The following is a 20247-nucleotide window of genomic DNA, read 5'->3' on the forward strand; positions in this document are numbered from 1 at the left end:
CGACCGGACCGGATCCGCCTGCACCCGAACCCCCGCCACGCGCCCGACGGTGCGAGGGTCGAGGAATGGCCCGTACCGACCCAGCACCCGTCGACCACGCCGCCGCCCCGGGGGACCCATCGCCCGAGTCGCTCGTCCGCGCCCGGAAGGCGGTCGTCGCGTCGTCGATCGGCAACGCCCTCGAGTGGTTCGACATCATCGTCTACTCGAGCTTCGCCGTCGTCATCAGCGAGCTGTTCTTCCCCGACGTCTCCGGCTTCGCCGCCTTGATGCTCACCTTCCTCACCTTCGCGGTGTCCTACCTCATCCGCCCCCTCGGAGCCGCCGTCATCGGCAACTGGGCCGACCGGCACGGGCGCAAGCGGGCGCTCTCGATGACCATCCTCACGATGATGGTCGGCACCGGCCTCATGGCCGTGGCCCCGACGGCGGCCGTCATCGGCCCAGTCGCCGCCGGACTCTGGCTGCTGGCCTCCCGTCTCGTGCAGGGTTTCTCGGCCGGTGGCGAGTTCGGGACCGCGACGACCTTCCTCGTCGAGTCGGCTCCCGAGCGGCGCGCGTTCTACGGCAGCTGGCAGGTCGCGACCCAGGGCGCGGCGATGTTCCTCGCCTCCGGGTTCGGCTTCCTCCTCACGACCTTCCTCTCCCACGACGCCCTCTACACGTGGGGCTGGCGGGTCCCCTTCCTCGTCGGCATGCTCATCGGGCCGATCGGCTGGTACATCCGCCGCAAGATGGACGAGACCGAGGACTTCGAGTCCGCCGAGAAGCTGGACAGCCCACTCGCCTCCACGGTGAGCACCCACGTCGGCCGGCTGCTCGCCGCCGCGGGGGCCGTCGCCCTCGCCTCCCTGTCGGTCTACCTCATCCTCTACATGCCGACCTTCGCCGTGAAGAGCCTCGGCCTGCCCGCGTACGCCGGCTTCCTCGGCGGAATCATCGCCGGGCTCGTCACCCTCGTCGGCACGCCGTTCGTCGGCACGCTCGCCGACCGCGTCGGTCCGGGACGGGTGATGTCGGTCGCCGCCGTCGCCGGGCTCGTCGTCGCCTGGCCGCTCTTCCAGCTGCTCGTCGCGGTGCCGACCGTCGCGGTCCTCACCCTCGTCCAGGTCGTCTTCGGCCTCGTCATGGCCGCGTACTTCGGTCCGCTGCCGGGGCTCTACCACGACCTGTTCCCGACCAACGTCCGCACGACCGGCATGGCCGTCGGCTACAACCTCGGCGTGCTCGTCTTCGGCGGCTTCGCCGGGGCGGTCTTCACCTTCCTCGTCGAGCAGACCGGCAGCAAGTCCTCGCCGAGCCTGTACTTCATGGCCGTCGCGGTGCTCTCGCTCGCCACCATCCTCGTCGTCCGGCGCCGCTACGGCGTCCGCTGAGCGGGCGTCGGGACGGTCGGCTACGGTCGGGCGGCGTGACCTCCTGCCACGTCTGCTCCGAGAACACCCGCTCCGACCTCCCGCCGCGCGAGCGGGTTGCCGTCACCGAGCACTGGCGGGTCGCGCACGCCTTCGACACCTCGCTCGAGGGATGGCTCGTCCTCGACGCCCGCGAGCACGTCGAGGCGCTCCACGAGCTGCCGGCTGCCGCCCACACCGAGCTCGGCGAGCTCGTCGGGCGGCTGAGCAAGGCGCTGCGCGACGTCGTCGGCTGCACCAAGACCTACATCATGCAGTTCTCCGAGGCCACCGGCTTCGGGCACCTCCACGTGCACCTCGTCCCGCGGATGCCGGACCAGCCCGCCGAGTCACGCGGACCCGCGGTCTTCCGCCACCTCGGGCCGGACGCCGTGGGCGCGCAGGTCGGCGAAGCCCGCCGCGACGAGCTCGCGCTCGCCCTCGCCGACCGGCTCAGCGCGGGCTGACCCCGGCCCGGACGAGCCCGTAGGTCACCGACTCGACGAGCGCGTCCCAGCTCGCCTCGAGGATGTTCGCCGCGACCCCGATCGTCGTCCACGACGTCGTGCCGTCCGAGGTCTCGATGAGCACGCGCGTCACGGCGTCGGTGCCGTGCGCGGCGTCGAGGATGCGGACCTTGTAGTCGATGAGCTCGAGCTCGGCGATCTCGGGGTAGGTCGCCGAGAGCGCGGTGCGCAGGGCGTGGTCGAGGGCGTTGACCGGGCCGTTGCCCTCGCCGGTCTCGACGTGCCGGCGGTCCGCCGCCCGCACCTTGACCGTCGCCTCGGAGAGCGCGTCCTCGTCGCCGCGGGCGTCGGTGATGACCCGCCACGACTCGACCTCGAAGAACGCCGGCAGGGTGCCGTCGATCTCGCGGCGCAGCAGCAGCTCGAAGCTCGCGTCGGCGGCGTCGAAGGTGTACCCGCGCAGCTCGCGTTCCTTGACCGTGGCCAGGACCCGCCGCAGGGTGGCCGCGTCCGTCTCGTCGGACGCGTCGAGGTCGAACCCGAGCTCGCGCGACTTCAGCTCGATGGACGCCCGGCCGGCCATGTCGGAGACGAGCATCCGCATGTCGTTGCCGACGTGCCTGGGGTCGAGGTGCTGGTAGAGGTCGGGGTCGACCTTGATGGCGCTCGCGTGCAGACCGGCCTTGTGCGCGAACGCGCTCGAGCCGACGTACGGCTGGCGCGAGTACGCCGGCACGTTGGTCACCTCGGCGATGGCGTGCGCGATGCGGGTGGCCTCCTGCAGCCGGTGCGGCTCCAGCAGCTCGCGGCCGCCCTTGAGCTGGAGGTTGGCGACGACGGTGAGCAGGTCGGCGTTGCCGGTGCGCTCCCCGTAGCCGTTGATCGTGCCCTGGACGTGCGTGGCGCCGGCGTCGACGGCGGCCATCGAGTTGGCCACCGCGCACCCGGTGTCGTTGTGGCAGTGGATGCCGACCCGCGCGCCGGTCGTGCGCACGACGTCGTCGACGACGCCGCCGACCTCGCCGGGCAACAGGCCGCCGTTGGTGTCGCAGAGGGCGACCACCTCGGCCCCGGACTCGACGGCGGCGCGCACGACCTCGAGCGCGTAGTCGCGGTCGGTGCGGTAGCCGTCGAAGAAGTGCTCGGCGTCGAGGAAGACCCGGCGGCCTTCACCGCGCAGGAAGGAGACGGTGTCGCGGACCATCTCGAGGTTCTCCGCGAGCGTCGTCCGCAGCGCGCGCTCGACGTGGCCGGTGTGCGACTTCGCGACGAGGGTGACGACCTGCGCCTCGGAGTCGAGCAGCGCGCGCACGAGCGGGTCCGTGTCGGCCCGGCCGCCGGCCCGCCGGGTGGCCCCGAACGCCGCGAGTGTGGCGTGCCGCAGCCGCAGGTCGCGGGCCGCGCGGGCGAAGAACTCGGTGTCCTTGGGGTTCGCGCCCGGCCAGCCGCCCTCGATGTAGCCGACCCCGAGCTCGTCGAGGTGCGCGGCGATCGCCATCTTGTCGGCGACGGTGAGGTTGAGGCCCTCCTGCTGGGCGCCGTCGCGCAGGGTGGTGTCGTACACGTGCAGGTCGCTCATCGGAATCCGTCCGCGGTCCAGGCCGGTCACCCGGCGCTCGTGCCCCGGCCCTGGTCGGGCCGGGGCGTCGACGCGTGCTGCTCGGTGCCATCATCGTCCAGCGTGTGCCCGGGCCGGCCGCAGGGGTGGGCGGCGACCCGTCTCCGTCGGGCCGGGCCGTCCCCCTGTCGGGTGACGTCCCGTCCCAACAAAAAGACCCCCCGGGTGTGGGAGGTCTGCGCGACGAGCTGGGTGCTCGTCGCGCTACACGATGATGATCGCGGTGGTGGCCGCGTCACGGAACGTCACGGAGCCAGCGTGGCACGCCCGCGGCCGGACGGCCAGCGCGCGTCCACATCGTGGCGCTCTCAGCCGTGGGCGACGACGGCCGCGCTCTCCCACCACGGGTCGAGGCCCGGCGGGTCGGCGACGTCGACCCGGTCGCCGACGCGCGGCACCGCGACGCGCACCCCCTCGGTCGCCGCCGCGACGAGGAGGCGCTCCACCGGCTCGGCCCACGGGTGCGGCGCGAGGACGAAGGTGCACCAGTGGATGGGCAACAGCAGCCCACCGTCGAGCTCGAGGGTCGCGCGGACGGCCTCCTCGGGGTCGAGGTGGATGTCGCGCCAGGCGCGGTCGTAGGCGCCGACCGCCATGAGCGAGACGTCGAACGGCCCGTGCTCGGCCCCGATGCCCGGGTAGCCGTCGAAGTAGCCGGTGTCGCCGCTGAAGAAGACCCTGCCGCCCGGCCCGGCGAGGACCCAGGAGGCCCAGAGCGTGCCGTCGCGGCGCAGCCCACGGCCGGAGAAGTGCTGCGACTCCACCGCCGTGACGCTCACCGGGCCGACGTCGTGCCCCTCGCCCCAGTCGCACTCGACGACCCGCGAGCCCGGCACGCCCCAGACGTCGAGGTGCGCCCCGATGCCGAGCGGGACGAGGAAGACGGCGTCGGTGGTCGTCGCGAGGGTCTGGATGCTCGCCATGTCGAGGTGGTCGTAGTGGTCGTGCGAGATGACCACGGCGTCGACCCGGCCGACCCGCTCGAGCGGCACCGGGGTGGCGTGGAGGCGCCGCGGACCGACGTGCTGGCTCGGGGAGCACCGCTCGCTCCACACGGGGTCGAGCAGGAGGCGAACGCCGTCGAGCTCGACGAGCGCGCTCGCGTGGCCGAACCACGTGACGTGCAGGCCGCTCGCCGCCGGCTCCCGGTGCGCGCTGACGACCGGGATGGGCCCGGGCGGGCGGCGGGTCTCGGCGTTGGCGCGGTACCGCTCGAGCACGTCGCGCTGGCTGCTCGGCATCGACGCCGTGCCCCGGCGGCGGTTGTGGAAGGCGCCGGCCCGGTAGTTGGGCGACCGGCGCATCCGTTCGAGTCGGACGCCGTCCGGACGGGCGCCCATCGCGGCGCCGACCCCGCGCCCGGCGGCCGCGAGCGCACCGAGGGCACTGGCCGCCCCTGCGGCGACGGCGATCCTGTTGAGCCTGCTCACTCGGACATTGTCACCCGAGGATCAGACAGGAGCGCCCGCGTCCACTCTGTCGAGACGGAACCGGGCGATCGCGGCCCGGGCGGCGGTGGCCGGAGGCGCCTCGGACCGCGACCGTGGCTTCCTCGCCTACGGTGGAGGGGATGCCCCGCGCTGCCCGTGACCCCTCTCCCGGCGACCTGGCCCACCGTCCGCTGGACTACCCGCTGGCACCGGTCGGCGGGCCGCGCCTGCTCGTCGACGATCGCGCGCACGTGCTGCGACCGCGCCGGCCCCGGACGCTCGACGCGTTGCTCCGGGCGCACGGCGCCGCGCCCCTCGCGCGGCGCACCCCGGTGCTGGCCATCGGCTCGAACGCCGCCGGCGAGGTGCTCGCCCACAAGCTCTCCCGGTCGGGGGTGTCGGCGGTCGTACCGCTGCTCACGGGTGTCGTGCGCAACCTCGCGGTCGGGCACACGGCCTACGTCGCGCGCGGCGGCTACGTCCCCGCGGCGCCGGTCCACCGCACCGGCGCACGCACTCGCGTCGTCCTCCAGCTCCTCGACGACGACCAGCTCGCCGCGGTGGACGCCACCGAGCCCGGCTACGACCGGGTCGAGCTGGCCGCTCGGCACTACCCCCTCGTCGTCGCAGGCGGGTTCCGCCCGACCGGGTTCCACGTCTACGCCGCGCGGGACGGGGCACTGGTGCTGCCGGGTCGGGCGCCGCGGCTGCTGCGCCAGTCCGAGGTGCTGGCCTCGCTGCGGGCGGCCGGCGTCCCGCACACCGACCACGAGGACCCCGCCGACGTGGCCGCGGGACTCACCTCGTCGGCGGAGCGGCGGGATGCCGTCCGCGCCCACCTGGCCCGGCACGGCCTCGCCCGACCACACCGGCTGCGCGCCCGCCCGGCGACCCGACTGCGCTGGACCGAGGCGCTCAGGCCCGCAGCCGGGCCCGCTCGGTGGCGGCGCTGACGAGCGCGGCGAAGAGGTCGGCGCACTCCCCCTCCTCCGCGTGCCACTGCACGGCGACCCGGAAGCGGCCGGAGCGGTCCTCCATCGCCTCGAGCGTGCCGTCCTCGTGCCACGCCGACGGCGACCAGCCGGTGCCGGCCAGGGACTCCGGGACCACCGCCTGGTGGTGGTAGGTCGGCACGTCGAGCGGGAGGTCGCCGAGGATGCCGGCCAGGACGCTCCCGCCGACCGGCTCGACGTGGTGGGAGGTGTACACCCCGGGCCGCGGCGAGTGGGCCTCGTGCCCGACGCGGTCCGGGAGGTGCTGCTCGAGGACGCCGCCCGCGGCCACCGCCATCACCTGCATGCCGCGGCAGATGCCGAGGGTCGGCAGGTCGACCTCCTCGGCGGCCCGCACGAGTGCCGTCTCCCAGGCGTCGCGGTCCGGGCGCGGGTCCTGCGACGTCGGGTGCGGCGCAGCGTCGTAGCGGGCGGCCTCGACGTCCGCTCCCCCGGCGACGACGAGTCCGTCGACCCGCTCGAGGACGGCCCGCGCCATCACCTCGTCGACGTCCGGGCGCGGCGGGAGGACAACGGCGACCCCGCCGACCGCCTCGACCTGCGCGACGTAGCGGTGCGGCAGCACGACGCTGCGCTGACCGACCCAGGGGAAGCGGTCGACCTCCTCGACGTAGCAGGTGATGCCGATGACCGGTCGGGTGGTGGGCACGACGAGACCTCAGAGCGGCGTGACGTACGCGCCCGAGATGCCGCCGTCGACGAGGAAGGTCGAGGCGGTCATGAAGCTCGACTCGTCGGACGCGAGGAAGAGGACCGCGTTGGCCATCTCCTCCGGCTCCCCGAACCGACCCATCGGCACGTGGACGAGCCGCCGGGCCGCGCGCTCGGCGTCCTTGGCGAAGAGCTCCTTGAGCAGCGGGGTGTTGACCGGGCCCGGGCAGAGCGCGTTGACCCGGATCCCCTGCCGGGCGAACTGCACTCCGAGCTCGCGGGTCATCGACAGCACACCGCCCTTGGACGCCGAGTAGGAGATCTGCGACGTGGCCGCGCCCATGACGGCGACGAAGCTCGCCGTGTTGATGATCGAGCCGCCGCCCTGCTCGAGCATCATCGGGATGACGGCCTTGCAGCAGAGGTAGACCGACGTGAGGTTGACCTCCTGGACCCGGCGCCACGCGTCGAGGTCGGTGTCGAGGATCGAGTCGTCGTCGGGCGGGCTGATGCCGGCGTTGTTGAAGGCGATGTCGACCCGTCCGTGCCGCTCCTTCGCCGTGGCGAAGAGCCGGTCGACGTCGTCCTTGCTCGCGACGTCGCAGTGCACGTAGGTCCCGCCGATCTCGGCGGCGAGGGCCTCGCCGGCGTCGTCCGAGAGGTCGGCGACGACGACCGTCGCGCCCTCCTCCGCGAAGCGACGGACGGTCGCGAGGCCGATGCCCGAGCAGCCGCCGGTGACGACGGCGACCTTGCCCGCGAGCCTGCCTGCCATGTTCTCTCCTCAGGTGTGGGGGTGTGGTGGGGGTCAGTCGTCGGTGGCGATGAAGACGTTCTTCACCTCGGTGAAGGCGTCGAGGGCGTCCGGGCCGAGCTCACGCCCGAGGCCGCTCGCCTTGAAGCCGCCGAAGGGTGTCGAGTACCGCACCGAGGAGTGGCTGTTGACCGAGAGGTTGCCGGACTCGACGGCCCGCGAGACGCGCAGCGCCCGGCCGAGGTCGCGCGTCCAGATCGAGCCGGAGAGACCGTAGTCGCTGTCGTTGGCCTTCGCGACGGCGTCTGCCTCGTCGTCGAACGGGAGGACGGCGACGACCGGTCCGAAGACCTCCTCGCGCCAGATCCGGTCGCTCGTGCCGCGCGGGAGGACGACGGTCGGCGGGTACCACCAGCCACGCCCCTCGGGGGCACTGCCGCGGAAGGCGACGTCGACCGCGTCGTGCCCGTCCGTGCCGTCGACGAACCCACGGACCGTCTCACGCTGGCGGTCGCTGACCAGTGGCCCCATCTCGGTCGCCTCGTCGCCCGGGTCGCCGACGACGACGTCCTTGAGCGCGGACTCGAAGCGCTCCATGAACGCGTCGTGGACGCTGCGCTGGACGAGGATCCGGGTGCGGGCGCAGCAGTCCTGGCCGGCGTTGTCGAGGAACGACATCGGGGCGGCCGCGGCGGCCTTGTCGAGGTCGGCGTCGGCGAACACGACGTTGGCCGACTTGCCGCCGAGCTCGAGGGTGACCCGCTTGAGGTGCTCGGCCGCTCCGCGCATGATGCCCTGCCCGACCGCGGTCGAGCCCGTGAACGCGATCTTGCGAACGTCGGGATGGGTGACGAACCGTTCCCCGACGACCGACCCCTTGCCCGGGAGGATCGTCAGGACGCCCTCGGGGATGCCGGCCTCGAGCGCCAGCTCGCCGATCCGCATCGCCGTGAGGGGGGTCAGCTCGGCCGGCTTGAGGACGACCGTGTTGCCCGCGGCGAGGGCCGGCGCCATCGCCCAGCCCATGATGGGCATCGGGAAGTTCCAGGGCACGATGACCCCGACGACGCCGAGCGGCTCCTTGAACGTGACGTCGATGCCGCCGGCGACCGGGATCTGCCTCCCGAAGAGGCGTTCCGGGGCCGCGGAGTAGTACCGCAGCACGTTGACGACGTTCCCCGCCTCCCACCGCGCGTTGCCGATGGTGTGCCCGGCGTTGCGCACCTCGAGGCGGGCCAGCTCCTCCGCGTGCTCCTCGACGACGTCGGCGAACCGACGCAGGAGCAGGGCGCGGTCGGCGGGCGCGACGGCCCGCCAGGCCGGCCCGACCTCGACCGCGCGGGCGACCGCGGCGTCGGTCTCCTCGACGCCGACGAGGTCGATCGTCGTGACGACCTCCTCGGTCGAGGGGTCGATGACGTCGTGCGTGGTGGTGGTGCTCATCGGGTGGTGCTCACAGCCTCTCGAATCCTCGGACCCGCTCCCAGTCGGTGACCGCGGCGGTGAACGCGGTGATCTCGACGTCGGCGGCGTTGACGTAGTGGTCGACGACCTCGTCGCCGAAGGCCGCCCGGGCAACCGCGCTGCCGGCGAGGAGGTCGCGGGCCTCGGCGAGCGTGCGGGGCACGTGCTCGTAGTCGCCCTTGTACGCGTTGCCCTCGCACACGGGCGGCAGCTCGAGGCCCTCGCGGATACCGTGCAGCCCGCCGGCCATCATCGCGGCGACCGCGAGGTAGGGGTTGACGTCGCCGCCCGGCACCCGGTTCTCGACCCGCAGGCCGGCGCCGTGGCCGACCACCCGGAGCGCGCAGGTGCGGTTGTCCGTGCCCCACGCCACGGCCGTCGGCGCAAACGAACCGGGGGCGAATCGCTTGTAGGAGTTGATGTTCGGCGCATAGAAGTACGTCAGCTCGCGCATCGTCGCGAGCAGGCCGGCCATGAAGTGGTCGAAGAGCTCGGAGCGCCCGCCGTCCCGCTCGTCGTCGGCGAACACGACCTCGCCGTCGGTGCCGCGCAGGGACAGGTGGATGTGGCACGAGTTGCCCTCGCGCTCGTCGTACTTGGCCATGAAGGTGAGCGCCTGCCCGTGCCGCGCGGCGATCTCCTTGGCGCCCGTCTTGTAGACGGAGTGGTTGTCGCAGGTGCGCAGCACGTCGTCGAAGAGGAAGCCGATCTCGTGCTGCCCGAAGTTGCACTCGCCCTTGGCCGACTCGACCGTCATCCCCGCGCGGTACATCTCGTTGCGGATCTCGCGCAGCACCGGCTCGACCTTGCTGCCGCCGAGGATCGAGTAGTCGACGTTGTAGCGGTTGGCCCCGGTGAGGCCGTGGTAGCGACGGTCCCAAGCGGCCTCGTAGCTGTCCTCGAAGAGGATGAACTCGAGCTCGGTGCCGGCGAAGGCCGCCCAGCCGCCCTCCGCGGCCGCCGCCACCTGCCGCTTGAGGACGCTGCGCGGCGACTGGACGACGTCGCCCGAGCCGTCGAGCCAGGTGAGGTCGCTCTGGATCGTCACCGAGGCCGGGTGGCCGGGCGTGCGCCGGAGGGTGGTGAGGTCCATCTCGAAGAACATGTCGCCGTAGCCGCGCTCCCACGAGGAGATGGCGTATCCGTCGACGGTGTTCATGTCGACGTCGACGGCGAGGAGGTAGTTGCAGCCCTCGGTTCCGGCCTCGAGCACGTGCTCGAGGAAGAAGGCACCATGGATCCGCTTGCCCTGCAGGCGACCCTGCATGTCGGTGAAGGCCACGATCACCGTGTCGACGGTGCCGTCGGCCACGTCGGACCGCAGCTGCTCGAGGGTCAGCTGCGGCGGACCGCCGCGGTGGATCGAGCTCGTCATGGTGCTCCTCCGGTCATCCGATGAGTCCGCGCAGCAGCGCGGAGGTGGCGTCGCAGTGTTCTTCCATGGCCGTCCGGGCCGCGTCGGGCGCCCCGGTGAGGATGGCGCCGACGACGGCCTCGTGCTGGTCGTGCGAGTGCTGGATGTTCTTGCGCAGCACGGGGATCGCGGCGAGCATCTCGCCGAGCGCGGCCTGCGCCCGGGTCACCGCCTCGATGAGCATCGGCGACCCGGACACGGTGGCGACGGCGAGGTGGAGACGGCTGTCGGCAAGCCGGTGGGCGCCGGGGTCAGCGGCCTCGGTCGTCTCGCGCAGGCAGGCCGCGAGCCAGGCCCGCTGGTCGCCGGAGAGGTCACGGGTGGCCGCCAGCCAGGCCGCCCCCGGCTCGACGACGCGGCGGAAGTCGAGGGCGTCGAGGAGGGTGGCGCCGCGGCGCACGGGTCGCCCGGTGCCGGGCTCCGGAGCGGTGTAGGTGACCACCGTGCCGCCGCCCCGGCCGCGGCGGGTCGTCACGAGGCCGGCGTCGCGCAGCGCGGCGATGGCGTCGCGGAGGGTGTTGCGGGCCACCCCCATCCGCTCGGCGAGCTCGCGCTCGGGGGGCAGCTGGTCACCGTCGACGAGGACCCCGAGCCGGATCGCCGTCGCCAGGTGCTCGACCGTCGTCTCGAAGGGGTTGCCGACCGCTTGCCGCAGGATCGCCGAGGGCAGGTGCGTCACGACGGCGGGGTCGCTCATCGGGTCCCCTCCTCCTCGTCGCGGCCCCTCCTCCGGACCACCCTGTCCGAAGGTTCGGTTCTGGACCTTTCGTCCGGTCGAGTGTGTCATGACCGGCCCAGCCTCGTCCCGTCCGGGTCGAACGGCGGACGCCGCGAGACGGTCAGCGGCAGCCGCTCCCCCGCGAGGTCCACCTCCCACGTCCCGGTGTCGCACCAGGCCGGCGAGGCGCCCGCCCCGGCCCGGTCACCGACGAGAGCCAGGCCGACCGAGGCGCCGACGCTCGCCCCCCACGCGGCGCTCGTCACCTGGCCGACCGGCTCACCGTCACGGAGCACGAGCTCGCCACCCCACAGCCACGCCTCCGGGTCGCTGCACACCAGCGAGACCACGCGGCGTGCCGGACCGGCCGCACGCCGCGCCTCGACGGCCCCCCGTCCGAGGAAGTCGGTGTCACCGCCCAGCTTGCAGGCGAAGGTGAGCCCGGCCTCGACCGGCGTGACCTCCGGGGTCAGCTCGCGGCCGAAGGCCCGGTACCCCTTCTCGAGCCGCATCGCCTCGATGGCCGAGTACCCGGCGGGCACGAGCCCGAGGTCGGTGCCGGCCTCGACGAGCGCGTCGTGCACGACCAGGGCCTGCTCGGTCGGGACGTACAGCTCGTAGCCCAGCTCGCCGACGTAGGTGATCCGGGTGACCCGCGCCCGGCCCCGGCCGACCGGCAGCACGCGTGAGGTCCCGAAGGGGTGCGCGTCGTCGAGGGGCGCCGGCGTCAGCCGGCCGAGCAGCTCGCGGGAGCGCGGCCCCATGAGGCCGAGCACCGCGTAGGCGCCCGTCACGTCGACGACCGCGGTGGCACCGACCCGGTGGCGGCGCAGGCGGTCGAGGTCGCGCTCGGTCGTCGCGGCGCTGGAGACGACGAGGAACTCCTCGGCCCCGGTGCGCGTGACGGTCACGTCCGCCTGGTACCCGCCGTGCGCGTCGAGCATCCCCGTGTAGACGGCCCGGCCGACCGGGACGTCGACGTCGGCGGTGCAGGTCCACTGGAGGGTGGCGAGCGCGTCCGGGCCGGTGACGAGGTACTTGCTGAACGAGGTCTGGTCGAAGAGTGCGACCGCGGAGCGGGTGGCCCGCTGCTCCGCGTCGCACCAGTCGGCCCACGCCGGGCGCCCCCACGAGTACTCGAGCCGCGGCTCCTCCCCCGCCGGCGCGAAGACGAGCGGGCGCTCCCAGCCGTTGCGGCTGCCGAGGACGGCACCCTGCGCGACGGTGCGGTCGTACAACGGCGAACAGCGTTGCGGGCGACCGGAGGTCAGCTCGCGATTGGGCCAGGGAACGGCGTAGTGCAGGCCGAGCACCTCGACGACCCGCGAGCGCAGCCAGGTGCGGTTCGCGGCGACGGACGGGAACCGCCGGACGTCGACGGCCACGAGGTCGGTCGTCGGCTCGCCGTCGAGCACCCACTCGGCGAGCGCGCGCCCGGCGCCCCCGGCGGAGGCGATGCCGACGGAGTTGAAGCCCGCGGCGACGAAGAAGCCGTCGCAGCCGGGCGCCTCGCCGAGGATGAACTGGTTGTCCGGGGTGAACGACTCGGGACCGTTGTAGAACTTGCGGATCCCGGTGTCGGCGAGGACGGGCAGCCGGTGCACCGCGCTGTCCATGAGCAGCGAGAAGTGCTCCCAGTCCTCCTCGAGCAGCCGGAACTCGAACGGGTACGGGATCTCCTCCGGCGCCACCCACGGCTTGGCCTCCGGCTCGAACCCGCCGACCAGCAGGCCCCCGACCTCCTCCTTGACGTAGGTGTACCCGTCCGGGTCGCGCAGGACGGGCAGGTCGCGATGCACGCCCTCGACCTGGTCGGTGACGACGTAGAAGTGCTCGGCGGAGTGCAGCGGCACCTCGACACCGGCCATCGCCCCGACGAGCGGCGCCCACTGTCCGGCGGCGTTGACGACGACCTCGCACTCGACCTCGCCGTGCTCGGTGAGCACGCCGGTCACCCGCCGCCGGTCCCCACGCTCCTCGAGCCGCAGCCCGGTGACCCGCACCCGCTCGGCGACGCGCACGCCGAGCGCCCGGGCACCGCGGGCCAGGGCCTGGGTGAGGTCGGCCGGGTCGGCCCGGCCGTCACCGGGCAGCCAGATCGCACCCTGCAGGTCGTGGGTGCGCAGCAGAGGGTAGCGCTCGGCGGCCTGCGCGGGAGTCAGCAGCTCGCAGTCGAGGTCGTACGCAGCGGCGTTGGCCACGGTGCGCCGCAGCTGCACCATCCGCTCGGGTGTGCGGGCGACGGTCAGACCGCCGCACACGCGGTAGCCGGTCGAGAGCCCGGTCTCGGCCTCGAGCCGCGCGTAGAGCTCGGTCGAGTACCGGACCAGCCGCGTCGCGGCCTCGCTGGCCCGCAGCTGGCCGACGAGCCCGGCGGCGTGCCACGTCGTCCCGCACGAGAGGGTGCCCTGCTCGAGGACGAGCACGTCCGTCTCGCCGAGGTGGGCCAGGTGGTAGGCGACGGACGCCCCGACCACCCCGCCCCCGACGACGACGACGCGGGCGCGCTGCGGCAGCTCGACCGTGCTCACCGCGCCGCTCCCGCGGCTCCTGCGGCGAGCAGCCCGTCGAACCGCGGACCGCGGGCGAGCGCGCGGGCGGCGTCCAGCTTCTCCATCGCCCACCCCCGGAAGTCGTAGTCGATGCTGCTCGTCCCCTCCTGGATGATGCCCCACAGCGTCCAGCCGTAGCGGGCGAGGAACCCCCAGAGCTCGGCCCGTGCCGCGTCCGCCGGGTCGGCGCGCCCGTAGTAGGCGGTGCACAGCTCGACGAGCGCCTCCGGGCCGAGGCGCGCCTCGGCCACCGCGTTCCCGAGCTCGAAGGACGGCTCGTTCATCCCGGAGTACTCGTAGTCGATGATCCGCAGGTCGCCGCCGTCGTCGAGGACGTTCGCCGGCAGCAGGTCGTTGTGGCAGGCGACCAGCCGCTCGGGCGCCAGGCCCAGCACGGCCTCCGCACGCTCGACGGCCGGCTCGAGGTCGAGGTAGCCGGGCGGCAGGGGGAACCCGCGCTCCCGGACGACGGCGAGGTACTCGCGCCGCAGCGCCACCATGTCGAAGCGACCGACGAACGACGGCGCGGCGTGCAGCCGTCGCAGGGCGGCGGCGAGCCGCCCGAGGTTGGCGCCGACGTCCACCTCGGTCCAGGTGCGCCCCGGGAGGAAACCGACGACGAGGACCCCGCGGCCGCCGAGGTAGTCGACGACCGGGGCGCCGACCCCGGTCGACGCCGCCGCCAGGGTGTTGACGAACTCGGCGTGCCGGTCGACGCCGAGCAGGCCGGCCTCCGGGGACGACACCCGCACGACGACGTCGAGGCCGGCGTCGGTGCGTACGCGGTGGTTCTCGTTGGTCAGCCCGCCGGGCAGGGCGCTCACGTGGCGGCCCTGCCCGGCGAGGACGGGGATCCCGTCGAGCACCTCGTCGAGGTCGGTCACGACGCAGTGGTCAGGCGAGCGGGTCGCCGGGCTTCCAGTCGTGCTCGGCCCCGCCGTGGGCGGTCTTGCCGTGGTGCTCGAGCGCGATCTCGTCGGCGCTCGTCATGCCGTCCGGCAGGTCGATCGTCGTCTTCGGCCCGGTGAACCACTTCTTCGCCGACAGGTGCCAGCCGATCCACAGCACCAGCAGCGCGCCACCGGTGAGGATCGGTGCGTAGTTGACGAACTTCCACGCGAAGTCGCCGTTGCCCGGGGTTCCGGCCGGGGTGAAGGGCAGGATGAAGTAGACGCTGACCACGGCGATCTCGAGCACCGCGATCGGCGCCATCCACTTCCACTTGGTGCCGAGGTTCCACCGGCCCTGGACGAACGAGTCGCCGGCCCGCCACCGCAGGAAGATCGGGATGGCGAAGGCGAGGTAGAGCCCGATGACGGCCACCGAGACGACGGCGTAGAACGCGGTCGGCACGATGATCGGCGCGTCGGCCGTGCCGATGTTCACCTCGACGAGGGCCGGCAGGGTGATGACCGCGGCGACGAGCGAGGAGACGAGCACCGCGTTGGCCGGCACCTTGCGCGGGGTGAGCCTGGCCCAGAGCGACGCACCGGGCACGGCGCCGTCCCGGCTGAACGCGAAGAGCATCCGGCTGGTCGACGTCATGCACGCCGTCGTGCAGAAGAACTGCCCGATGCTCGCGATGAGCAGCACGGTGCCGGCCCAGCCGGAGGACAGGGCCTGGTTGAAGATGACGGCCACGCCACCGCCGCCGGCCGTGACCGCCTTCGGGTCCTGCACGGCGAAGAGGAAGGCGAGCAGGAGGATCCACCCGCCGATGGCCGAGTAGAAGATCGAGCGCCAGATGCCCTTGGCCGCACCGTCGGCCGCGCCCTGGGTCTCCTCCGAGAGGTGGGCCGAGGCGTCGTAGCCGGTGATCGTGTACTGGGTGAGCAGGAAGCCGAGGGGCAGGACGTAGAACCAGAAGCCGAAGCCGCTGGTGCTGCCGTCGGCCAGGCCGCCGCTGTTGTTGACCCGCATCGAGAAGACGTCGGCGATGCTCATGTGCTTGTCCGGCAGGACGATGAGGATGAGGATGACCGCCGCCGCACCGACGACGTGCCACCACACGGAGACGTTGTTGAGCATCGCGAGCAGGTGGCCGCCGAAGATGTTGACCATCGCGGTGAGGACGAGGACGACGAGGAACATCCAGAAGACCCGCTGGAGGCTGTAGCCCGCGGCCCACGACTCGCTCATCGTGCTGAACGAGAGGTCGAAGAAGGTCGCCGTGCCGTAGGCGACGGACGCGTCGACGGCGAGCAGGCCGATGAGGTTGAGCCAGCCCGTGTAGTAGCCGGCCTTCGCGCCACCGAGCTTGGCGGCCCACCAGTAGATGCCGCCGGAGGTCGGATAGGCCGAGACGAGCTCGGACATGCACAGGCCGATGACGAGGATGAAGGCCGAGATGAGCGGCCAGCCGATGGAGATGGCGATCGGGCCACCGTTGTTCCACGCCTGGCCGAAGGTCGTGAAGCAGCCGGCGAGGATCGAGATGATCGAGAAGGAGATCGCGAAGTTGGAGAAGCCGGACCAGCTGCGGTTCAGCTCCTGCTTGTAGCCGAGCTCGGCGAGGAGGGCCTCGTCGTCGGAGTGGTCGGTCGTCCGGGAAACGCTCACGTGCACCTCTTGATGTGCAGAAGCGGACCACAACGGGTCCGGCGCGGTCGAGTGGTGCACAGACAACACCCGCGGCCGGTCGCTGTCAATGGTCCGCCCAGGAACCATTTACGCCGGATGCCGCACCGGCCCCGCGCGGGGCGCCGCGGCTCAGACCGCCGGCGGCGCCTGGCGCTCGACCGGCTCGTCGCGACCGTCGTCGTCAGTGGGGACGTCGGGGTCGTGCCGGTCGGCCTCGCGCAGCTGCTCGGCCCGCTGCTCGCGCACCTCGCCGGCCGTCTCGGCCCGCTCGTCCGCCTCGCGAGCGAGCCGCTCGGCCTCGAGCTGCCGCCGCTCCGCCTCGGCGCGGGCGAGGTCGGACTTGGCCCGGGCCTCGGTGGCGGCGGCCTCGCGCTCACGGACCTCACGGTCGTGCTCGGCGGCCTGCTCGCGCAGCTCGGCCGCCTTGGCCCGGGCCGCCTCGTCGCGGCGGGAGCCACGCTGTCGGAGGATGAGGGCGAGCGCGACGAGGACGACGACGACGATCAGGACGACGAGGATGACGGTGCCCGTGGTCATGGGGAGCTCCTGGGTTCGGGGACGGCGGTCCGTCGAACCTAGCGACTCCGTGTCCCTCGTGGAGCCGCCGTGACCTGCGAGAACCCGAGCAGCCGCCCCGGCCTCAGGCGAGGCGGGTCAGCCAGCCGCGCGAGTCCTCGGTCCGGCCGTACTGGACGTCGAGCAGGGCCTGCCGGATGGCCCGGGTCACCTCGCCGCCCTCCTCGCCGGCGGTGGACGGCGCCTCGCCGCCCTCCCAGCGCAGCTCGCCGACCGGCGTGACGACCGCCGCTGTCCCACAGGCGAAGACCTCGCGGATGTGGCCGTCACGCACGCCGTCCTTCCACTCCTCGATCTCGATCCGGCGCTCCTCCGGCTCGAGGCCGAGGTCCTTGGCCAGCTCGAGGATGGAGCTGCGGGTGACGCCCTCGAGGATCGTGCCGGTCAGCTCGGGGGTCAGCAGTCGGTGGTCGTCGGTGACGAGGAAGAGGTTCATCCCGCCGAGCTCCTCGATGTACGTGTGCGTCGCGGAGTCGAGGAAGACCGCCTGGTCGCAGCCGTGGTCGATGCCCTCGAGCTGGCCGGCGAGCGAGGAGGCGTAGTTGCCACCGGTCTTCGCCGCGCCCGTGCCGCCGGCGCCCGCGCGGGCGTAGTGCTGGGAGATCCAGAGCGTGACCGGCTTGAGCCCGCGTGGGAAGTACGCGCCGGCCGGTGAGGCGATGACGGAGTAGGTGACCTCGTTCGCCGGACGCACCCCGAGGAAGGCCTCGGAGGCGTACATGAACGGGCGCAGGTAGAGGCTGGTCTCGCCGGTGCCGAACGCGGGCACCCAGGCCTCGTCGACCTCGACGAGGGCCTTGAGCGAGGCGAGGAAGTCGTCCGTCGGCAGCTCGGGGAGCGCGAGTCGGCGGGCGCTGCGCTGCATCCGCTCGGCGTTGGCCTCGGGGCGGAAGGACCAGATGCTGCCGTCCTCGTGCCGGTAGGCCTTGAGGCCCTCGAAGACCTCCTGGGCGTAGTGCAGCACCGCGGCCGCCGGCATCATCGTGATCGGGCCGTACGGGTGGACGCGGGCATCGTGCCAGCCGGCGTCCCTGGTCCACGTCGCACTGGCCATGTGGTCCGTGAAGTACACCCCGAACCCGGGGTTGGCGAGGATCTCGGCACGTCGCTCGTCGCCCTCGGGGTCGGGACGACGGTGCAGGTCGAAGGTCAGGCTCATGGGACGGGTCAGTCCTTTCCTCGGGGAGCGACGGTGCTACCCGGCAGGCTACCCGCCCGGTCTCGGGCGGATCGGGCGGGAGAAGTCCGGGGCCCCCACGCGTATCGGGTCACCCGATACGCCCGCGCTTCCCCCGAGAACGGTTCCGGGGTGAAGCGACGGGTTCTCGGGTCACCCGATACGCGCGAGGTCCGGGGCGGGGCCGGGAGGGGCGGGGCCGGGGCGGGCGGGTCAGAGGCGGGCGGCGATGGCGTCGCCGACGGCGCTCGTCGAGCGCGGGGCACTCCCCCGCTCGGCGAGGTCGGCGGCCACCGCCTGCTCTACCCGGGCTGCGGCGTCGGCGAGCCCGACGTGGGCCAGGAGCATCGCGACCGACAGCACGGTCGCCGTCGGGTCGGCGACCCCCTGCCCGGCGATGTCCGGGGCCGAGCCGTGCACCGGCTCGAACATGCTCGGGAAGCGGCCCTCGGGGTTGATGTTGCCGCTCGCGGCGAGGCCGATCCCGCCGGCGACGGCGGCGGCGATGTCGGTGATGATGTCGCCGAAGAGGTTGTCGGTCACGACGACGTCGAAGCGGCCGGGGTCGGTGGTGAGGAAGATCGTCGCGGCGTCGACGTGCTGGTAGGCGGTCTCGACGTCGGGGAACTCCGCGCCGACCTCCTCCACCGTGCGCCGCCACAGGTGGCCGGCGTGGGTCAGCACGTTGTGCTTGTGCACGAGGGTCAGGTGCTTGCGGGGACGGGCCTGTGCCCGGGCGAACGCGTCACGGACCACGCGCTCGACGCCGAACCGGGTGTTGACGCTCACCTCGGTGGCGATCTCGTGCGGTGTGCCGACGCGCAGCGCGCCGCCGTTGCCGGTGTACGGGCCCTCGGTGCCCTCGCGGACGACGACGAAGTCGATGCCGCCCGGGGCGACGCGCTCGACGGCCAGCGGGCTCTCGACGCCGGGGTAGAGCTTGGCCGGGCGCAGGTTGACGTAGTGCTCGAGGGCGAAGCGCAGCGGGAGGAGGACCCCGCGCTCGAGGACGCCGCTCGGCACCCCCGGGTCGCCGATCGCCCCGAGCAGGATGGCGTCGTGGGCCGAGACCTCCTGGAGGACCGAGTCGGGCAGCGTCTCCCCGGTGGCGTGCCAGCGGCGGGCGCCGAGGTCGTACTCGGTGCTCGTGACCTTCGGCCCGTCCTGGCCCATCGCCGCCTCGAGCACCTTGAGGCCCTCCGCCACGACCTCCGGCCCGATGCCGTCCCCGGCGATGACGGCGAGGTCGAGCGAGGTCGGGGTGGGGGTCGCGACGTCGGTCATGGTCTCCAGCCTAGAGAGGGGGTCCGGGATGCGGACGGCCGTCCCAGCCCGTGAGCGGGGTGGGACGGCCGGCACGGGGCCGGTGCTGCCTCAGTCGTCCGAGTGGCCCTGGTCGCGCAGGTCCATCGACTCCTGCAGTGCCTGGCGGGCCAGCGTGGCCTCGTCGTACGTGGTCTCGGTGTTCATCGTCGTCTCGCAATCCGCGGCCGGTGGCCGCACGTCGGGGGGTGTGAGGGTCGGTGCTCGAGCCGGTTGTCTCGCCGGCGAGCGGTCAGCGACGTCGCGGGGTCTCCGCGGCGAGGGTGCTGACTACCGGGCCTCGCCGCGGCCGGGAATGAGGAGTACCACGCGCCGCGTCATGACTCGACGGTACGTGGACGTCCTAGTACCCGGCAGCCGGTTTCCATGATGTGGACAGCCGGCCCACGAGATGCGCGTCACACGGGGCAGCGGGCCGCGGAATCCGTCGCGATCCGGCCTCCCGAGGGCGGCGAACCGTGTCCGCCGCCACGGAACCAGCAGGTGGAGGTTCCCCGCGGCTCTCCGGGTTCGCTCCGGGTCCTCCCCCATCGCGCCGATGCCGACGCTCCCCTAGCGTCGAGGGATGGACCCGCGCCGCTCGCTCCCCTGGTTCGCCGCGGCCGCCGCCCTCGGCACCGTGCACGCGGCCGCCAGCCTGTACTGGGCGCTCGGCGGCGACGCGCTGAGCGCGACGGTCGGCGAGTGGGCGGTGTCCTGGCGCGCCGAGTCGCCGCTCTCGGCGGGGCTGGCGCTGGGGGTCATCGGGGTGGGCAAGCTGGCCGGGGCCTGGGTGCCCTGGGTGGCCGCGCGCGGTGGCGGGCCGCGGCACGGGCTGCGCATCGCCGCGTGGCTGGGCGCCGTGCTGCTCGTCGGCTACGGCCTGGCGAACACGCTCGCGGCGAACCTCGCCCTGACCGGGGTCCTCGGCCCGGTCGGCGACCTCGCCGCGACCCGTGGGCACGCGTGGCTCTGGGACCCTCTCTTCCTGTTGTGGGGCCTCGCCCTCGCCGCCGGCCTGCGCCGCTCACGCGGACGGCGGACCGTCCCCGAGGGAACGGTCCGCCGTCCGGAGCCGGTGGGCGACGCTCCTATGGTTGGTCAAGCCGGTGAGGGGCCGTGTTCGAGGAGTCGGTA

General features: G+C 73.2%; 18 protein-coding genes. 4 read left to right on the plus strand and 14 right to left on the minus strand.

Features of this window, described 5'->3' with window-relative positions; translation table 11 throughout:
- Nucleotides 1-65 precede the first annotated feature (65 nt).
- Both PKA89_RS17110 and PKA89_RS17115 read left to right on the plus strand, forming a co-directional pair.
- Nucleotides 66-1376 carry an MFS transporter gene (locus tag PKA89_RS17110; RefSeq protein WP_324421481.1) on the plus strand — a complete coding sequence of 437 codons (1311 nt, stop codon included), beginning with the start codon at nt 66-68 and terminating at the stop codon, nt 1374-1376.
- A gap of 35 nt (nt 1377-1411) precedes the next feature.
- Nucleotides 1412-1861 carry an HIT family protein gene (locus PKA89_RS17115; RefSeq protein ID WP_324421482.1) on the plus strand — a complete coding sequence of 150 codons (450 nt, stop codon included), beginning with the start codon at nt 1412-1414 and terminating at the stop codon, nt 1859-1861.
- On the opposite strand, the gene cimA is transcribed toward PKA89_RS17115, so the two are convergent.
- Both cimA and PKA89_RS17125 read right to left on the minus strand, forming a co-directional pair.
- Complete coding sequence (gene cimA, locus PKA89_RS17120) at nt 1848-3440, minus strand: citramalate synthase (RefSeq protein WP_324421483.1); 1593 nt, start codon at nt 3438-3440, stop codon at nt 1848-1850. The genes PKA89_RS17115 and cimA overlap by 14 nt on opposite strands.
- Nucleotides 3441-3787: 347 nt before the next feature.
- A complete protein-coding gene (locus tag PKA89_RS17125; RefSeq protein WP_324421484.1) occupies nt 3788-4909 on the minus strand; it encodes an MBL fold metallo-hydrolase in 1122 nt (373 codons plus the stop codon).
- Nucleotides 4910-5049: 140 nt separating this feature from the next.
- Here PKA89_RS17125 and PKA89_RS17130 point away from each other — a divergent pair, with 140 nt between their 5' ends.
- Nucleotides 5050-5862, plus strand: coding sequence for a hypothetical protein (locus tag PKA89_RS17130; protein WP_324421486.1), 813 nt, complete (start codon nt 5050-5052; stop codon nt 5860-5862).
- On the opposite strand, the gene PKA89_RS17135 is transcribed toward PKA89_RS17130, so the two are convergent.
- The 12 genes from PKA89_RS17135 to PKA89_RS17190 form a co-directional block, all read right to left on the minus strand.
- Nucleotides 5825-6571, minus strand: a complete 747-nt coding sequence (locus PKA89_RS17135) for a gamma-glutamyl-gamma-aminobutyrate hydrolase family protein (protein ID WP_324421488.1) — start codon at nt 6569-6571, stop codon at nt 5825-5827. The genes PKA89_RS17130 and PKA89_RS17135 overlap by 38 nt on opposite strands.
- Nucleotides 6572-6580: 9 nt before the next feature.
- Complete coding sequence (locus tag PKA89_RS17140) at nt 6581-7348, minus strand: 3-oxoacyl-ACP reductase (RefSeq protein WP_324421490.1); 768 nt, start codon at nt 7346-7348, stop codon at nt 6581-6583.
- Between the two features lie 33 nt (nt 7349-7381).
- Nucleotides 7382-8770 carry an aldehyde dehydrogenase family protein gene (locus PKA89_RS17145; protein WP_324421492.1) on the minus strand — a complete coding sequence of 463 codons (1389 nt, stop codon included), beginning with the start codon at nt 8768-8770 and terminating at the stop codon, nt 7382-7384.
- A 10-nt stretch (nt 8771-8780) separates the two neighbouring features.
- Entirely contained in the window at nt 8781-10166 is a 1386-nt protein-coding gene (locus PKA89_RS17150; protein WP_324421494.1) for a glutamine synthetase family protein, read from the minus strand.
- A 13-nt stretch (nt 10167-10179) separates the two neighbouring features.
- On the minus strand, nt 10180-10902 hold the full coding sequence (locus PKA89_RS17155; protein ID WP_324421496.1) for an FCD domain-containing protein: 723 nt from the start codon (nt 10900-10902) through the stop codon (nt 10180-10182).
- Between the two features lie 86 nt (nt 10903-10988).
- Nucleotides 10989-13454 (minus strand): FAD-dependent oxidoreductase, encoded by a 2466-nt coding sequence (locus PKA89_RS17160; protein WP_324421498.1) that lies wholly within the window; start codon nt 13452-13454, stop codon nt 10989-10991.
- Nucleotides 13451-14359, minus strand: a complete 909-nt coding sequence (locus tag PKA89_RS17165; protein ID WP_324421500.1) for a phosphotransferase — start codon at nt 14357-14359, stop codon at nt 13451-13453. The genes PKA89_RS17160 and PKA89_RS17165 overlap by 4 nt, the downstream gene beginning before the upstream one ends.
- A 10-nt stretch (nt 14360-14369) precedes the next feature.
- A complete protein-coding gene (locus PKA89_RS17170; protein ID WP_324421502.1) occupies nt 14370-16034 on the minus strand; it encodes an amino acid permease in 1665 nt (554 codons plus the stop codon).
- 150 nt (nt 16035-16184) lie between these two features.
- Nucleotides 16185-16592, minus strand: coding sequence for a hypothetical protein (locus PKA89_RS17175; RefSeq protein ID WP_324421504.1), 408 nt, complete (start codon nt 16590-16592; stop codon nt 16185-16187).
- A 103-nt stretch (nt 16593-16695) separates the two neighbouring features.
- Nucleotides 16696-17790, minus strand: coding sequence for a branched-chain amino acid aminotransferase (locus PKA89_RS17180; RefSeq protein WP_324421506.1), 1095 nt, complete (start codon nt 17788-17790; stop codon nt 16696-16698).
- Nucleotides 17791-18021: 231 nt separating this feature from the next.
- The gene (locus PKA89_RS17185) at nt 18022-19092 is read right to left on the minus strand and encodes a 3-isopropylmalate dehydrogenase (RefSeq protein ID WP_324421508.1); all 1071 of its coding nucleotides are present in this window, start codon (nt 19090-19092) and stop codon (nt 18022-18024) included.
- Nucleotides 19093-19182: 90 nt separating this feature from the next.
- A complete protein-coding gene (locus tag PKA89_RS17190; protein ID WP_324421510.1) occupies nt 19183-19278 on the minus strand; it encodes a 3-isopropylmalate dehydrogenase in 96 nt (31 codons plus the stop codon).
- A 418-nt stretch (nt 19279-19696) separates the two neighbouring features.
- Between PKA89_RS17190 and PKA89_RS17195 the strand changes: the two genes are divergently transcribed.
- A partial coding sequence (locus PKA89_RS17195; protein ID WP_324421512.1) for a DUF3995 domain-containing protein occupies nt 19697-20247 on the plus strand: 551 nt, incomplete at its 3' end.

The sequence above is a fragment of the Phycicoccus sp. genome (assembly GCF_035325325.1).
Lineage (GTDB): Bacteria > Actinomycetota > Actinomycetes > Actinomycetales > Dermatophilaceae > Phycicoccus.

Coding starts and splice junctions, on each gene's coding strand:
- PKA89_RS17110 (WP_324421481.1), top strand. CDS start 66: ATGGCCCGTACCGACCCAGCACCCGTCGACCACGCCGCCGCCCCGGGG.
- cimA (WP_324421483.1), bottom strand. CDS start 3,440: ATGAGCGACCTGCACGTGTACGACACCACCCTGCGCGACGGCGCCCAG.
- PKA89_RS17130 (WP_324421486.1), top strand. CDS start 5,050: ATGCCCCGCGCTGCCCGTGACCCCTCTCCCGGCGACCTGGCCCACCGT.
- PKA89_RS17140 (WP_324421490.1), bottom strand. CDS start 7,348: ATGGCAGGCAGGCTCGCGGGCAAGGTCGCCGTCGTCACCGGCGGCTGC.
- PKA89_RS17145 (WP_324421492.1), bottom strand. CDS start 8,770: ATGAGCACCACCACCACGCACGACGTCATCGACCCCTCGACCGAGGAG.
- PKA89_RS17150 (WP_324421494.1), bottom strand. CDS start 10,166: ATGACGAGCTCGATCCACCGCGGCGGTCCGCCGCAGCTGACCCTCGAG.
- PKA89_RS17155 (WP_324421496.1), bottom strand. CDS start 10,902: ATGAGCGACCCCGCCGTCGTGACGCACCTGCCCTCGGCGATCCTGCGG.
- PKA89_RS17175 (WP_324421504.1), bottom strand. CDS start 16,592: ATGACCACGGGCACCGTCATCCTCGTCGTCCTGATCGTCGTCGTCGTC.
- PKA89_RS17180 (WP_324421506.1), bottom strand. CDS start 17,790: ATGAGCCTGACCTTCGACCTGCACCGTCGTCCCGACCCCGAGGGCGAC.
- PKA89_RS17185 (WP_324421508.1), bottom strand. CDS start 19,092: ATGACCGACGTCGCGACCCCCACCCCGACCTCGCTCGACCTCGCCGTC.
- PKA89_RS17190 (WP_324421510.1), bottom strand. CDS start 19,278: ATGAACACCGAGACCACGTACGACGAGGCCACGCTGGCCCGCCAGGCA.